This is a genomic window from Clostridium sp. AF34-10BH, assembly GCF_003478095.1.
GTDB lineage: Bacteria > Bacillota > Clostridia > Lachnospirales > Lachnospiraceae > Acetatifactor > Acetatifactor acetigignens.
This window is the reverse complement of the sequence record NZ_QUEC01000009.1, coordinates 1-15,248: the sequence shown is the minus strand read 5'-3', so window position 1 is coordinate 15,248 and position 15,248 is coordinate 1. Positions and strand designations below refer to the sequence as shown.

12 protein-coding genes are annotated in these 15,248 nt (G+C 48.5%); 1 reads left to right on the top strand and 11 read right to left on the bottom strand.

Annotated elements, in window-relative coordinates; all coding sequences use genetic code 11:
* Positions 1 to 9 precede the first annotated feature (9 nt).
* The 11 genes from DWZ61_RS07995 to DWZ61_RS07945 all read right to left on the bottom strand — a co-directional run bounded on the left by DWZ61_RS07995 (position 10) and on the right by DWZ61_RS07945 (position 13,130).
* Complete coding sequence (locus tag DWZ61_RS07995; protein ID WP_118537992.1) at positions 10 to 2,865, bottom strand: DNA translocase FtsK; 2,856 nt, start codon at positions 2,863 to 2,865, stop codon at positions 10 to 12.
* Positions 2,866 to 2,909: 44 nt separating this feature from the next.
* A complete protein-coding gene (locus tag DWZ61_RS07990) occupies positions 2,910 to 3,653 on the bottom strand; it encodes an ATP-dependent Clp protease proteolytic subunit (RefSeq protein ID WP_118537991.1) in 744 nt (247 codons plus the stop codon).
* 106 nt (positions 3,654 to 3,759) lie between these two features.
* Entirely contained in the window at positions 3,760 to 5,334 is a 1,575-nt protein-coding gene (locus DWZ61_RS07985; protein ID WP_118537990.1) for a hypothetical protein, read from the bottom strand.
* The gene (locus DWZ61_RS07980) at positions 5,334 to 6,278 is read right to left on the bottom strand and encodes a glycosyltransferase family 2 protein (protein ID WP_118503739.1); all 945 of its coding nucleotides are present in this window, start codon (positions 6,276 to 6,278) and stop codon (positions 5,334 to 5,336) included. The genes DWZ61_RS07985 and DWZ61_RS07980 overlap by 1 nt, the downstream gene beginning before the upstream one ends.
* Positions 6,279 to 6,301: 23 nt before the next feature.
* Positions 6,302 to 7,030 carry a YebC/PmpR family DNA-binding transcriptional regulator gene (locus tag DWZ61_RS07975; protein WP_118537989.1) on the bottom strand — a complete coding sequence of 243 codons (729 nt, stop codon included), beginning with the start codon at positions 7,028 to 7,030 and terminating at the stop codon, positions 6,302 to 6,304.
* Positions 7,031 to 7,111: 81 nt separating this feature from the next.
* On the bottom strand, positions 7,112 to 8,512 hold the full coding sequence (locus tag DWZ61_RS07970) for a hemolysin family protein (RefSeq protein ID WP_022312233.1): 1,401 nt from the start codon (positions 8,510 to 8,512) through the stop codon (positions 7,112 to 7,114).
* Between the two features lie 55 nt (positions 8,513 to 8,567).
* Positions 8,568 to 8,909: a type II toxin-antitoxin system PemK/MazF family toxin gene (locus tag DWZ61_RS07965; RefSeq protein ID WP_022312232.1), complete on the bottom strand. Its 342-nt coding sequence runs from the start codon at positions 8,907 to 8,909 to the stop codon at positions 8,568 to 8,570.
* 73 nt (positions 8,910 to 8,982) lie between these two features.
* The gene (gene alr, locus DWZ61_RS07960; protein WP_022312231.1) at positions 8,983 to 10,182 is read right to left on the bottom strand and encodes an alanine racemase; all 1,200 of its coding nucleotides are present in this window, start codon (positions 10,180 to 10,182) and stop codon (positions 8,983 to 8,985) included.
* Positions 10,179 to 11,693 carry a bifunctional ADP-dependent NAD(P)H-hydrate dehydratase/NAD(P)H-hydrate epimerase gene (locus DWZ61_RS07955; RefSeq protein WP_022312230.1) on the bottom strand — a complete coding sequence of 505 codons (1,515 nt, stop codon included), beginning with the start codon at positions 11,691 to 11,693 and terminating at the stop codon, positions 10,179 to 10,181. Before DWZ61_RS07955 ends, alr begins: the two co-directional genes overlap by 4 nt.
* Before the next feature lies 1 nt (position 11,694).
* Positions 11,695 to 12,333 carry a hypothetical protein gene (locus DWZ61_RS07950; RefSeq protein WP_022312229.1) on the bottom strand — a complete coding sequence of 213 codons (639 nt, stop codon included), beginning with the start codon at positions 12,331 to 12,333 and terminating at the stop codon, positions 11,695 to 11,697.
* A gap of 155 nt (positions 12,334 to 12,488) precedes the next feature.
* The gene (locus DWZ61_RS07945; protein WP_117466350.1) at positions 12,489 to 13,130 is read right to left on the bottom strand and encodes a redox-sensing transcriptional repressor Rex; all 642 of its coding nucleotides are present in this window, start codon (positions 13,128 to 13,130) and stop codon (positions 12,489 to 12,491) included.
* A 137-nt stretch (positions 13,131 to 13,267) separates the two neighbouring features.
* On the opposite strand from DWZ61_RS07945, the gene DWZ61_RS07940 reads away from it, so the two are divergent.
* Complete coding sequence (locus tag DWZ61_RS07940) at positions 13,268 to 15,199, top strand: ABC-F family ATP-binding cassette domain-containing protein (protein ID WP_118537988.1); 1,932 nt, start codon at positions 13,268 to 13,270, stop codon at positions 15,197 to 15,199.
* Positions 15,200 to 15,248 lie beyond the last annotated feature (49 nt).

The following is a 15,248-nucleotide window of genomic DNA, read 5'->3' as shown; positions in this document are numbered from 1 at the left end:
GAACGAATGTCAGATTTCCTCCAACAGCTGTTCGAACTGTTCCATGCTCATAAGTACTTTTCTGGGTTTAGTGCCTTCTTCTTCACCTACCACGCCGTATTCGCAAAGCTGATCCATGATTCTGGCAGCACGGTTGAAACCGATTTTCAACACACGCTGCAGCATGCCGATGCTGGCCTTATCTTTATCAATAATAAACCTTGCGGCCTCCTCAAAATATTCGTCTCTGTCGTTACCGCCACCAGAGCCGCTTCCGGAGGAACCACCTGACGAGCCGATATTTTTGATCTTCTCTTCAATATCTTCTGCATAGTTGCTATAGGTATTGCCCAGTGCCTGGTTCTTGAGATAATCCACCACATCGGATACTTCCTTGTCGGACACAAAAGCGCCCTGTACTCTGGCCGGTTTGGAATAACCCTGCGGGTAGAATAACATATCGCCTTTACCAAGCAATTTCTCCGCACCGTTCATATCCAGGATCGTTCGTGAATCCACACCGCTGGATACGGAGAATGCCACACGGCTGGGCATATTGGCTTTGATCAGTCCGGTGATGACATCCACACTGGGTCGCTGGGTAGCGATGATCAGATGGATACCCGCGGCTCTGGCCAACTGTGCCAGACGACAGATAGATTCCTCCACTTCGCCGGGGCATACCATCATCAGATCCGCCAGCTCGTCCACGATAATGACGATCTGCGGCATCTTCTTCGGTGCTTCCTCTCCTTCCGGAACAGGCATAGTCTCTATTTTCTTGTTATACCCCTTCAGATCACGGACATTATAATCGGCAAACTTCCGATAACGGTCTTCCATCTCACTGACGCCCCAGTGCAATGCAGCAGATGCTTTCTTGGGATCTGTCACTACCGGGATCAGCAGATGAGGAATGCCGTTATAGACACTCAGTTCCACGACCTTCGGATCCACCATGATCAGTTTCACATCATCCGGATGCGCCTTGTACAAAATACTCATGATCAGCGTATTAATGCATACGGACTTACCGGAACCGGTAGCTCCGGCGATCAGCATATGAGGCATCTTGGCAATATCCGCCACCACAGTCTTGCCCGCGATATCCTTACCTACGGCAAATGCAATATTGGAATTAAACTCCTGAAACTCTTTGCTCTCTAACAGATCCCGGAGTGCTACTGTCATGTTCTCTTTGTTCGGGACTTCGATACCGATAGCTGCCTTTCCGGGGATCGGTGCCTCGATACGAATATCCGTTGCCGCCAGATTCAGCTTGATATCATCTGCCAGGCCTACGATCTTGGATACCTTTACGCCCTGTTCCGGCTGTAGTTCATAGCGGGTAACACTGGGACCCTGGCTGATATCGGTAATCGTTACCTTTACACCGAAAGTATTTAACGTCTGCTGCAAGCGCATGGCGGTCTCTTTCAATTCTCTGGAGGAATCTCCGGTAGCTGCTTTTCCCTTCTGTAACAGGCTCAGAGGCGGAATCCGGTATTCTGCTGGAGGCTGTTTGGCCGCTTTCGCAATATCCTTATGTATCTGATCCTCTGCCAGAGAATTACCCTTTGGCGGCTCCGGTGCCGTGATTTTCGGTCGTATGCGGCTTTCCGCCGTTGCTGTCTCTGCAGGTTCCCGCACGACAGGCTCAGGCTCCGGTTGCAGCTGCCGCATATCGGAGGATGACTGCCATTCCGTAACCGGTTCCTCTACAGGCTCCGGGATATCTTCCTTATGAATCCGGATAGATTCCGCCTGAGGTGTCAGGAGTGCTGCCTCCTCCTGCCAGGATTCTCTGCGTTCAAAAGGTTTTTTGAAGGTAGCAGCACTGGTCAATTCCTCCACGGGGATCTCCTCGTAAGGTTCTTCCGCTGCAGCCTCCTGCATGGTCACCTGATGCATTCCCGTTACCTTGATCTTATCAAAATCGCTGGAGGTCACTCTGGTCTCTTCCACAACAGGAATCTCCTGTGCATCCTCCTCATAAACGATCTCATGAATATCTTCCCGTCTTCCCACAGGCTGTGCCTCCTGCTTTTTCAGGGAAGTGTCCATCATTACACCGCTGACTTTTTTCTCTCTGCGGGGAATGGCGTTTAAGATCTGCTCATTCTCTTTCTCTTCCGCACGAAGTCTGCGCTCTTCCTCACGGATCCGTCGTTCCTCTTCCCGGATACGACGGGCTTCCTCTCTCTGGGAATTACGTTCTTCCTGTTCCTGTCTGCGGATCTGCGCATTTTCCCGTCTGCGCACTGCATCCTCTCTGGACAGTTCCCGGATCCGGTCACCGCCGTTTCGCATGCTGTTTAAGAAAGAACGCTCCGTTACCAGGATCAGACTGATCACAGAACACAATAAGACCACCAGAACCGTTCCTATCGTCTCCAGATAATGCAGCAACAGATAACAGATACTTCCTGCCAGAATACCTCCGCCCTTTTTACCGGTACTGCAGTTTGTATATAACAGTTTGATATCATACTGTTCCATAGAGCCGGCAGTCCTGGCGATCAGATCACAGATCACACCGAGCATCAGAAACAATACAACACCTGCAATCATTTTGCGTACAGCGGTAGGATTCCCCTCATTGGCGAACCAGAAAGCCACTGCCAGAAATATCACAATAGGTGCTATATATGCAGTAAATCCAAAGATACCGAATAAAACCCCGCTGATCGCATTGCCGACCGGACCGATAATACCGAAATTACAACAAAATAATATCACCATTACCACAAACAAAACGATCAGACCGATCTCATGGAACAGTTCACTGTCCTGTGCTGTTCTCTGCGCCTGCCTGCTGCGGCTGTTTGTGGTACTTTTTCTCGTCCTATTGGAAGATGATGTTCTTTTGCCTGATGAAGATGCCATGTCATCATACCCCTAACTTCATTATAGTCATAATTAGAAGTATATCATTTTTCCATGGCCTTGTCATCCCTTTTTCTATTCCCTTCGATCATCTTCCGAAGCCTGCAGATGGCCCGGTCGATACCTCCTACTTCGTCAATAATACCGTGGTTCACCGCTTCTTCTCCCACCAGAATGCTTCCCACATCCTTCGTTAAGAATCCGGTCTCCATCATGAGTTCTTCCAGTTTTGTCCGGCTGATTTTACAGTGTTTGCATACAAAGCCCGTGATCCGGTCCTGGATCAGTTTAAAATATTCAAAGGTCTGGGGCACACCGATCACCATGCCATTCATTCTTACCGGATGTATCACCATGGTTCCAGTGGGTACGATGAAGGAATAGTCACAACTCACCGCAATAGGCACCCCGATGGAATGACTGCCACCCAGCACCAGGGATACGGTGGGTTTGCTTAAAGATGCCAGCATCTCTGCAATAGCCAGTCCCGCCTCCACATCTCCGCCCATGGTATTTAAAAGCACCAGCACACCGCCAATTTCTTCACTGTCTTCGATGGCTGCCAGTTGTGGCAGGATATGCTCATATTTCGTGGTCTTCGAATTACCGGAGAGATTATCATGCCCTTCGATTTCACCGATAATGGTCAGCAGATGGATCTTTTCCCCGGATGCCGCATCCGACAGCGTCAGTTGTCCCGTTTTTTCAATTCTTTCGTCTCTGTGTTCTTCCGCCTCGGTCTTCGGCGCTTCCTTCTTGTTCTGATTGTTATCTTTCTGATTCTGCATGGCCTGTTTCCTCCCTGTTCCGATGATTATAAAAACAAAAAGACGATATCCGGGCTTTTGCCTTTCGTATCGTCTTTTAGTATATCCGCTTTTTTATTGTTTATGTTTAATGATCAAAATCATCGTCATCCGCTACCGGATAATCAAAATCACTGTCATCATCACCGTTCAGCTTATAATCCAGTACCTTAGGCACATGCTTTTTCGGCAGGGGCAGTGGATTTTCGATCAGCTGTATTTTTTCCGTTTCTACAGGTTCTTCCTGGAAATCCGCTGGCTCTTCCTCCGGGAATTCCTCGGTCTCCAGATCTTGTACTTTCAGTCGGCGTTTTGTGGAAGCAGTTCCCACAGGAACTGCCTCAACGGTCTCAGGCAGCACCCCTTTGACTTCCCGCAGCAGTTCCATTTCGTACGGTAGAACCGCCTGTACACCTGCGCCGGCAGCCACTGCCAATAACAGATACAATAACGTAAGTCCCGGCATATCTTCACTCAGCATTCCGCAGACGCTTAAGATTCCAAGTGCCAGCGCCAGAGCAATCCACACGGACTGTCTCTCGTGTTCTTTCCTGCACCAGTAACTGAATGCGCCGCATGCAAGGATCGTAACCATAACGGCAGCTATAATGACCGTGGCCACCTTATCAGGCACATATGTGTGAACTGCCGGCTGTTCATAGAGGGCAATCCATGTGAATCTTCCCGGGGAAAAGACTTTCCACCATGCCAGAAGTACATTTTCCATCTGCTTTCCGCTGCCCACGGCATCCAGAGCGATGCAGACAAAAAATGCCACCACTGTACCAAATAATCCCAATGCTCCGGCACAGATTCTGCGCATCCATTTTACCTGTTGCTTTGTCTCCAGAAAAAGTACAGAAAACACTACGAGTAGCAAGAGCAGTCCTGCGACATCCAGGTAGCCCAAAATTCCTATAACAATACCGCTTAAGAAAAATCCACCCACGGAACGGATACCGGGGGTGTCTCCCCGCCCCCTGAAACTATCCAGTGTTTCCACGCACACACACAGACCAATCATCCACAATAACTGATATAACGGTTCCGGTCCCAGAATCACTGCTCCAGACAGAACAGGGCATAACATCCAGTACGCAAGAGACACCACTGCAGCCACCATACCGGTCAGTTTCCGTACCGCAAAATATAAAAAGATTCCGGTCAGGATCTGCAGCACAATCTGCAATACCAGCGCCGCTGTCATTTTATTACCAAAAAATACCAACAGTCCGTGCAGCACCTGCAGATAAAAGTATACCGCACCGTGTACCACCTGAGGAATCCGCGTGGTCTCGGTGACTTTCACCGCATCGAACCAGATGTTACCGGCCGTCCCGGAGATATCGTACTGCATACTCTCTCTTACACGAAGTGTGATTCCCACAGCAATCAGAGCTACTACAGCCAGTCCCTCGATAATCAGTTTCACCTGCCCTGAGTCTTCACCGTTTTGTGCCCATTTTACCCGCAGAAATCTATGTAACAGAAAAACAACCAGCCCTGTCATCGCAAGCCATACACCTGCGATAACAAGGCCAATTGGGCGGGGACCACCTTCCGGCAGGAGCATGACCATTGTCGTGCCCACCAGTACGGTTCCCGCTGTCAATGCATAAATGAACCACAATATAACACTTAAAATGCCTTTTTTATAATTCATTATTTCAGTACCTTTTCGATGTTATATCTGGGACGATGTTTTACCTCAATGTAAATCTTGCCGATATACTGGCCCACCAGTCCGATGGCCATTAACTGAATACCACCCAGGAACCAGATGGACAGGATCAGGGAAGTCCAGCCCGGTACCACATGTCCGGTACAATAAGAGATCAGCGCATAAATAGCTGCCAGAAGGCTTAAGGCCACAATGATCATACCGGCACCCAGGATCATACTGATAGGCTTCACACTGAAGGAAGAAATACCGTTGAATGCCAATGCAAGCATCTTCTTCAGAGGATACTTGGACTCACCGGCCACTCTTTCCTTACGGTCATAGTATACACAGTCCGTCTGATAACCGATCAAAGGCATCATACCTCTTAAGAACAGATTGGTCTCCTGATACTTGGAGAACTGTTCTACCGCGCGCTTGGACATCAGTCGGAAATCCGCATGATTGTAAACAGTCTTGACCCCCATCATTTCCATGACTTTATAAAATCCCTGCGCCGTGGTACGTTTGAAGAAAGTATCGGTCTTACGCTCCTTACGGACACCGTATACGATATCACAGCCGTTGTGGAACTTATCGATCATTTCCTCGATCACAGCTACATCATCCTGCAGATCTGCATCAATGGAAACCGTCACATCAGACAGATCCATGGCAGTGATTAGTCCGGCAGTCAGTGCGAACTGATGTCCCACATTGCCGGCCAGCTTTACACCGCATACCTGCACCGGATGTGCCTGATGCTCTTCTTCGATCAGCTCCCAGGTACGATCCTTACTGCCATCATTTACAAACAGAATAAAACTGTCTTCCGCGATCTTTCCCTTATGGATCAGATCATCCAGCACACCCCTCAGTGCCTCGGAAGCAATCTTTAACACCTCTTCTTCATTATAACAAGGAACTACAATTGCAAGTTTCTCCATGCTGTTACCCCTAACCTTTCAATTTATTCGTCCCAGTTATGATATACTGCCTGAACGTCATCATCATCTTCCAGCAGTTCCAGGGTTCTCTGTAAGTTCTTCACTGCAGTCTCATCGGTCAGTGTTACATAATTCTGGGGAATCATGGTAACTTCTGCACTGATCATGGGAATTCCGGCATCTTCCAGAGCCTTGCGTACCTCTTCGAAGTTATCGGGATCAGTCAGGATCTCGAAGCTGTCATCCTCTTCGGAGAAATCTTCCGCTCCGGCATCCAAAGCGGTCATCATCAGATCGTCCGCTTCCATATCACATTCTTCCTTGTCCACGATGATCTGTCCCTTCTTATCGAACATAAAGGATACACATCCGGGAGTACCTACATTACCCTGTCCCTTGGTGAATGCGCTTCTTACGTTGGCAGCGGTACGGTTGGTGTTGTCGGTAAGTGCATCTACGATGATGGCGATACCGTTGGGGCCGTAACCTTCGTAAGTCACATACTTATAGTTTACATTGCCCACATCTCCGGCTGCCTTCTTGATACCGCGCTCGATGGTGTCGTTGGGCATGTTGTTGGCTTTTGCCTTGGCAATAACGGTTGCCAGTTTGAAATTGTTGGCGGGATCGGGACCGCCCTCTTTTACAGCGACTGCGATCTCACGGCCGATAATGGTAAAAATCTTACCCTTTGCAGCATCGTTCTTTTCTTTTTTATGCTTAATATTAGCAAATTTGGAATGTCCTGACATTTTTGTTACTCCTTTGAACTTAAAGTTTCTTTCTCTTTGTATGCGTAGTCTTTACGCAATAACGCTCTTTCTATCATAGCATTATTTTCTTTTTTCTTCAAGCACTGATTGTCCGTCTTCTGCATTCTGCGGTGTTTTTTCCTCCGGAAGCTTCCGGACCAACACACTTCCTATCATTTTTTTGACCACGGAAAGGATTTTAAAGTTGTATCCCTTATAGTCCACATCGAACTGCTCGTCCGGTTCCGGGATCCGGTCCAGTCTGGAGATCAGGAAACCGTTCAAAGTCTCGAATTCTTCCTCGTCGAAGGTAATACCCAGAAGCTCTTCCACTTCCTTTAACGGAGTCTTGCCTTCCATGACATATTCGCCCTTGCCACGGTTCTTGATGTATTCCTGATCCTCATCATACTCATCCATGATATTGCCGACGATCTCCTCCAGAATATCCTCCATGGCGATCAGTCCGTCGGTCTGTCCGTATTCGTCTACCACAATGGCCATCTGCAGCTTCTGGGACTGCATTTCCTTGAACAGTTCATCGATATTTTTCGTCTGCGGCACAAAATAAGGCTCTCTGAGCAGTCCGTCCAGTTTTGCGATAGGCAGGTCCAGCTTGTCATCACTGATATGGAACCGCATGGCATCCTTCAGATGCAGGATACCGATGATATGATCAATATTCTCCTCATACACAGGATAACGGCTGTTCTTGCCTCCCAGCATGGAAGCAATGGCATCTTTCAGTTTCGTCTCACCATCAATGGCCACGATACTTCCACGATGTGTCATGATATCCTGGGCTTCCTTATCTCCGTATTCGAAAATGTTGGAGATCATCTCCGCCTCACTGGCCTGAATGACACCCTGCTCATGACCTTCCTGCACCATATTGATGATCTCTTCCTCGGTCACATCATTTTCATCCGTATTGTTGCGGACACCGAAGAGGAACAGGATTCCCTTGGCTGTCAGATTCACCAGCCCCGTCAGGGGTGCCAGCAGTCTGGTGATAATATAAATCGGGTCAATACAGGCATACGCCCACTTCTCCGGCTGTCTGGATGCCATTTTCCGGGGAATCAGCACACCGAAAGTCAACAGGATATAGATCATGGCAATAAAAGACAATACCGTGGCAATCCCTGAAAGCACTCCCGTAGGCACATTCTCCAGAGACATGCCTCCCACATTGATCACATGAAGTCCCTTGTCAATGGTCTGCAGCCAGATATTCAGATAAAAAGCTCCCATTAAAATATTGATCAGCGTAATAACCAGCTGTACCGTATTGATATAGATCCCCGGACGGCTGATCATTTCACTCAGCCGCATGGACCGGCGATCCTTTTCTTCCTCTGCTTTATGTAGGATCTCCTTTTCATTCAGATTGTCGATGGCGGCATCAAATCCATAGAAAAACATATCCACCAGCAACAGCAGGAAAAAGAGAAAAATGGCCACAGGCCCACTCATGTCCATATTTTATTTCATCCTTTCGTATTTTATCCTATTTTCGGATACACTATGCATCGGGCTATGTATCCAGCTCCAGGCTGACTTTCAGTGCCCGGTTCACTCTCCGCATAATGTCTCCGTCCAGATGGCATACCTTATCTTTCAGCCTCTTTTTATCGATGGTGCGCAACTGTTCCAGCAGCACTACGGAATCTTTATCCATATCGTAGCGGCGGGCATTCAGTTCAATATGCGTAGGCAGCTTCGCCTTGTTCATCTTTGAGGTGATTGCAGCGCAGATCACGGTGGGACTGTGTTTGTTCCCCACATCGTTCTGGATGATCAGCACCGGCCGGATGCCGCCCTGCTCCGAGCCGATGACCGGTCTCAAATCTGCGTAATAGATATCTCCTCTTCTCATTTCTACTCCTTCATCAGCGATTTAACATAAGTATTGCCGATTCTTCCGGAGTTATACGAACACTTTAGATCCGTCAGAAATTTTCAAAATAATCTTTTACTTCTGTGATCTCACCATTTCGACGGTAGACTCTGGGAATTCGTTTTCCCAGTGTGCAGACAAACTCATAATTGAATCTGCCGGAAAGTTCTCCCAGTTCTTCCGCCGTGATCCGCTCCTGACCATCCGCGCCAAGGAGCGTCACCTTATCGCCCTCCATGGCTCCGGGAATTCCGGAAATATCCACCATGAACTGGTCCATGCAGACCCTTCCGAGGATGGGGGCCTTTTTCCCGTGGATCAGCACGTAGCCTTTTCCCGACAGGCTTCTGGGATACCCGTCTCCATATCCTACAGGGATGGTGGCTACTCTGGTATCTTTTGTTGCGGTAAACAATCCACCGTAGCTGACACTCTGCCCCGCATGGATCGTCTTGCAGTAAATGATATGACTGTAGAGAGACATTGCAGCCCGCAGAGGTACAATATCCTTACTTACTTCTTCGGAAGGATATAAACCGTAGGTCGTGATTCCCGCCCGTACCATATCCATGTTGGCCTGGGGCATTTCCAGAATTGCCGCACTGTTGGAACAATGCTTTACCGGAATCTCCAGTCCCAGTTCCGACTGTATTCTATCAATAAAATTCTGAAACAGTTCCAGCTGATGGTTGGCAGAAGTCTTATCCGCTTCATCCGATTTTGCAAAGTGGGTAAAGATACCTTCCACTTCCAGTCCGGGATGTTCCATGACAAATTTTACAAAATCCAGCCCTTCGTCATCCGGAGTGATACCGATCCTTCCCATGCCGGTATCCACTTTGATATGCACTTTGGCTTTCTTACCGGCCTTTGCTGCGGCCTCTGCCAGTTCTTCCACGGTATCCCTGCGATACACTGCCGGGCGGATCTCTTCCCGGATCATTTCCTCATAACAATAAGGAAAAGTATATCCCAGGATCAGGATCGGTTTCTTCACACCGGCTTCCCTGAGGACATGTGCCTCCTCGTAGGTAGCTGCCGCATAGCCGAACATAAAATCCACATCCTCCAGCATTCTGGCAATGGGAACACCGCCGTGTCCGTAACCGTCCGTCTTTATGACCGCCAGTATCTTCGTCTCCGGGGCAATATTTTCCTTCATATGGATCATATTCTCCCAAATGGCATCCAGATCTATTTCCGCCCATACTCGTTGGTAGGAATTCATCTTTTCCTGTAGTTTGCTTATCATTTCTTCACACTTTCTTTCTCATCATAGTCTTTCATCAGGCAATCCGCAATATCTCCCGCCATTACCCCATACTCCGTATGGAGCTTTGCCGCCAGCTCACCGGCTCTGCCATGGAGATACACACCGTTAACAGCTGCATCAATTGCATTCATACCCTGAGCTAAAAGTCCCAGGATCACACCCGTCAGGACATCTCCGCTGCCCGCAGTGGCCATACCGCTGTTGCCTGTAGTATTCAGATAAAATTCTCCCTGTTCTTTACATACAATCGTTCTTGCATCCTTGGCAACCGCCACACCGTGAAACCGTTCTGCCAGTTCTCTGCCACACTCCGGAAGCTCCTTCTTGCATTCCGGGATGGTCTTCGCAAGCAGTCTGGACAATTCTCCCACATGTGGAGTCAGAATGATAATTCTGCCTTCTGCCCCCTGGGTACGCAGCTTCTCTGCCAATTCCTTACCGTTTTCTTCCGCCAGAAGATTCAGTGCATCCGCATCCATCACTAATGGTTTTCTGCTCTTTTCCACTACTTTTTTCAGGCATTCCAGTGCCTGTTCCTCTCTGCCGATGCCGGGACCGACAGCAATAACATCCGCCCATTCCATGCTCTCGGACAGCTGTCTGCAGGATCCGTACAAAGCCTCCGGAATTCCCTGCTGTAAGATCTGCCGGTTCTCCTCTGCGGTGATTACTTTTACCATACCGGCTCCGGTACGATACGCCGCTCTTGCCGCCAGGATTGCTGCTCCGGCCATGCCGTTGCTCCCGGCCACCAGCAAAGCTTTGCCGAAGGTTCCCTTATTCCCGGAGGATGTTCTGTCCGGCAGATGCTGTTCACAGCTGTCATAAGTATACATCTCCGGGCTCTGTCCCAGAAAGCTCTCCGGTCCGATCCCCACATTTGCAATGTGTACCTGCCCGGCATAATCGGTTCCCGGATACATTACAAGGCCTCTCTTACAGAAACCAAAAGTAATCGTTGCATCTGCCAGGAAAGCACAACCAAGCACCCGTCCGGTGTCCGAGCAGATCCCACTGGGAACATCCAGTGCCAGCTTAAATCCTTCCGCCACATTCATCTCTTCTACGGCTTCCGCATAGATGCCTTCCACCGGGCGGCTCAATCCTACACCGAACAAGGCATCTACAATCACATTATATTCATCTGCCTGCGTATTACTGTCTGTCTTCACCGGAAAATGTTGCAGGGTCTGCCACTGGCTCTTCCATTGCTCTGTGGCTTTCTCCGGATCTCCCACAAGTCGTACCGCTACCGTATAACCGTCCGCCGCAAGAAGTCTCGCCAAAGCCAGACCGTCTCCTCCGTTATTTCCCATACCAGCAAAAATGAGCACTTTTGTCCGTTCCTTCACGGCATCAAAGCGCTCTTTCAGAAAATCCTCCGCAGCCAGAGCCGCTCTTTCCATCAGAACCGGCCCCGGGATGCCGAGGTACTCTATGGTATTTTTATCGTATTGCTTCATTTCCTGTGCAGTTACCAGATATCTCATACTATTTTTGCTCCGGATTATATTTCATGTCAAACAGATTGACCACTTCTGCACCAAAAATATCATGCATGTAGTTGTAGATCTCCTGATTCTGCTGTTCCATCTGCTGTTTTTCGATCAGACGTTTTTTCAGTTCGATACGGATCGCACCCACCCACTCCGCAGTCTCTTTGATCTGTTTGTCATTATCCTTCATAATATCATAGCAGCAGTCCATAGTAAACATCATAAGCTGAAGATTTATTCTTTCGATCTCTCTGGGGATATCTTTTAACTCATCTTCGTATGCTTCCAGCTTCTCATTGCATTCCCCGATCAGGCGCTTATGATCCTCGATCTGTTTGTTCAGCTTACTGTTTTCGCCCTGCTGTTCCGCCTCATCCACCATAGGGACGATCTCTTTCATCAGCTTCTTTTTCAGATTCCGGATATCCTTCGACTCGGTATTGAGCTTACCTTGTCGTTTCAACAGCTGATTCAGGGCATCTTCCGTTTCTTTTAGCGGAACGGAACCGGTCTTATTCAACAACCGATACCATTTATTATCCAGTGTGAGTACGGGCAGATGCTTTCCCGTCAATGCACTTTTGAAAGCAGCCTGTCGGTCCTGTGCATTTTCTTCTGCGTTACCGTTGCCCATAATATCACTCCTTTGATGCCTTACTTCATGTTGTATTATTTCTCGGTGCGCTGAAATCATAAAAGCGGCTGCTTCGCATCCGTCATCGCCTTGCGACTTTTCCTTTTATTCATTTTCAGACACTCCGCCTATGAAATAAGCAATCATACGCTTGCTTATTTCATGTCTGAACTGTAACGGTTAATATTATAGGATAGCTTCATTAAGCTGTCGGACAGATGCACGTTCTCCACCTGAATTCCCTCGGGAACATTCAGATCCACATGAGCGAAATTCCAGATAGCACGGATCCCGTTAGCCACCAGCTTATCTGCCACTTCCACAGCACTGGTCTTTGGAATCGTCAGCACAGCGATATCGATGTCATTCTCCCGGATAAAGGATTCCAGCTGATCCATGGGCATGACCTTCACACCGCGGACATCCTTACCCACCAGTTCCGGGTTCGCATCGAACATTCCCTTGAAGATAAATCCACGACGTTCGAAGTTCATATAATTGCCCAGCGCTCTTCCCAGATTGCCGGCTCCAATGATGACGAAATTATGCTGCTTATCCAGTCCTAAGATCTTACCGATCTCACGATACAGAGATTCTACATTATATCCATAGCCCTGCTGGCCGAAACCGCCAAAATTATTAAAATCCTGACGTATCTGGGATGCGGTCACCTTCATCAGTCCGGAAAGTTCCTGCGAAGAGATGCGTTCCACACCTTCATCCTTCAATTCCCCCAAATATCGAAAGTATCTGGGCAGTCTGCCAATCACAGCCTGTGAAATTTCTTTTACTTCCAATACTTTCACCTCCGTTTTTTTAGTATACACCATATGTTAAAAACTTGTCAATGAATTGACAGGTTTTCTTCTTTTCGTTACAATGAAATTTAAAAAGCCCGGTCTCCGTGGGTTGGAAATAAAGGATACTTACTACCATGATATTATCTTGTCAGAATATTTCAAAAGCATTTGTAGAAAATCAGGTATTGAAAAATGTCTCTTTTCATATAGAGGATCATGAAAAAGCTGCCATCGTGGGCATCAACGGTGCCGGGAAAACGACACTGCTCCGCATCATCGTAGGGGAAATGACTCCCGATGACGGGCAGGTGGTTCTGGCGAGGGACAAGACCCTGGGATACCTTGCACAGAACAGCACTGTGGACACCTCTCACACCATTTACGAGGAACTGTTATCTGTCAAGGCGGATCTGCTGCGCCTGGAGGAAAAGATCCGGGAATGCGAAAACAATATGAAGCATGCCGAAGGAGATGCGCTGGAAGACCTGATGAAGCAGTACACCTCTCTCACCCATGCTTTCGAGACCGGCGGCGGCTATCTCTACCGTAGCGAGCTGGTCGGTGTGTTAAAGGGACTGGGTTTTACCGAAGATGAATTCTCCAAGCCGGTTGCCACGCTCTCCGGCGGTCAGAAGACCCGTGTGGCGTTAGGACGGCTTCTGTTACAGAACCCTGATCTCATTATCCTGGACGAGCCGACGAACCACTTAGATATGAATTCCATCGCCTGGTTAGAGACTTATCTGTTGAATTACAAGGGAGCCGTTCTCATCGTTTCCCACGACCGGTATTTTCTGGACCGGATTGCCGGGAAAGTCATCGAGATCGACCAGTCCAAGGCTACAACCTTTATGGGCAATTACTCCGATTATGCCGTAAAAAAGGAACAGCTGCGCGTTGCTGCCTGGAATGCTTATATGAACCAACAGCGTGAGATCAAGCATCAGGAAGAAGTTATCGAAAAATTAAAGTCCTTCAACCGGGAAAAGTCCATCAAACGGGCGGAAAGCCGGGAGAAAATGCTGGACAAGATCGAGGTCATCGAAAAACCCTCCGAGGTCCGCACGGATATGAAGCTGACTCTGACGCCCCGGATCTTAAGCGGCAATGATGTGCTGACTGTGGAGCATCTGTCCAAAAGCTTTGACTCCCATAAGCTTTTTACTGATGTTAATTTCGAGATCAAGCGCGGCGAACACGTGGCGATCATCGGTGATAATGGCAGCGGCAAGACCACTCTGCTTAAGATCTTAAACGGTCTCGTTCCTGCAGATCAGGGTACCTTCCGATTAGGTTCCAATGTGGAGATCGGCTATTACGATCAGGAGCATCATGTGCTCCACAGCGAGAAGACATTGTTCGAAGAGATCTCGGACGATTATCCCTACCTGAACAATACCCAGATCCGCAATGTACTGGCGGCTTTCCTCTTCACCGGGGAGGATGTGTTCAAGCGCATCAGTGATCTGAGCGGCGGTGAGCGCGGACGTGTCTCTCTCGCCAAGCTGGTACTCTCCAACGCAAACTTCCTCATCCTGGATGAGCCGACGAACCACTTAGATATCATGTCCAAGGAGATTCTGGAGGATGCCCTGAACGGTTACGAAGGAACGATATTGTATGTCTCCCATGACCGTTACTTTATCAACCGTACCGCCCACAGGATCCTGGATCTGACAGAGGGACAATTCGTAAATTATGTTGGAAATTATGACTATTATCTCGAAAAGCACGACACCGTGATGGCTGCAATAGAAGCCAGTGTTCCACAGAGTGCTGACGCAGATAACACAGTTGCCGCTAAGGTTGCAGAATCCGAAGTCAAATTGGACTGGAAAGCCCAGAAGGAAGAACAGGCGAGACTCCGCAAGAAAGAAAACGACCTGAAAAAATGCGAAGAAAAGATTGCCGAGCTGGAAGCCCGCATCTCCGAGATCGACACTGAAATGTCCGATCCCGCCATCGGCACCCAGGTGGCAAAGCTTCAGGAGCTGTCCAAAGAGCAGGCAGCCTGCCAGGAACAATTGGAAAAATTATATGAACAGTGGGAAGAACTGGCAGAGTAAATTGAGAGTTAGTAAAGAAATGCTATCAAATCCCCGTAGCCCTTGGCAG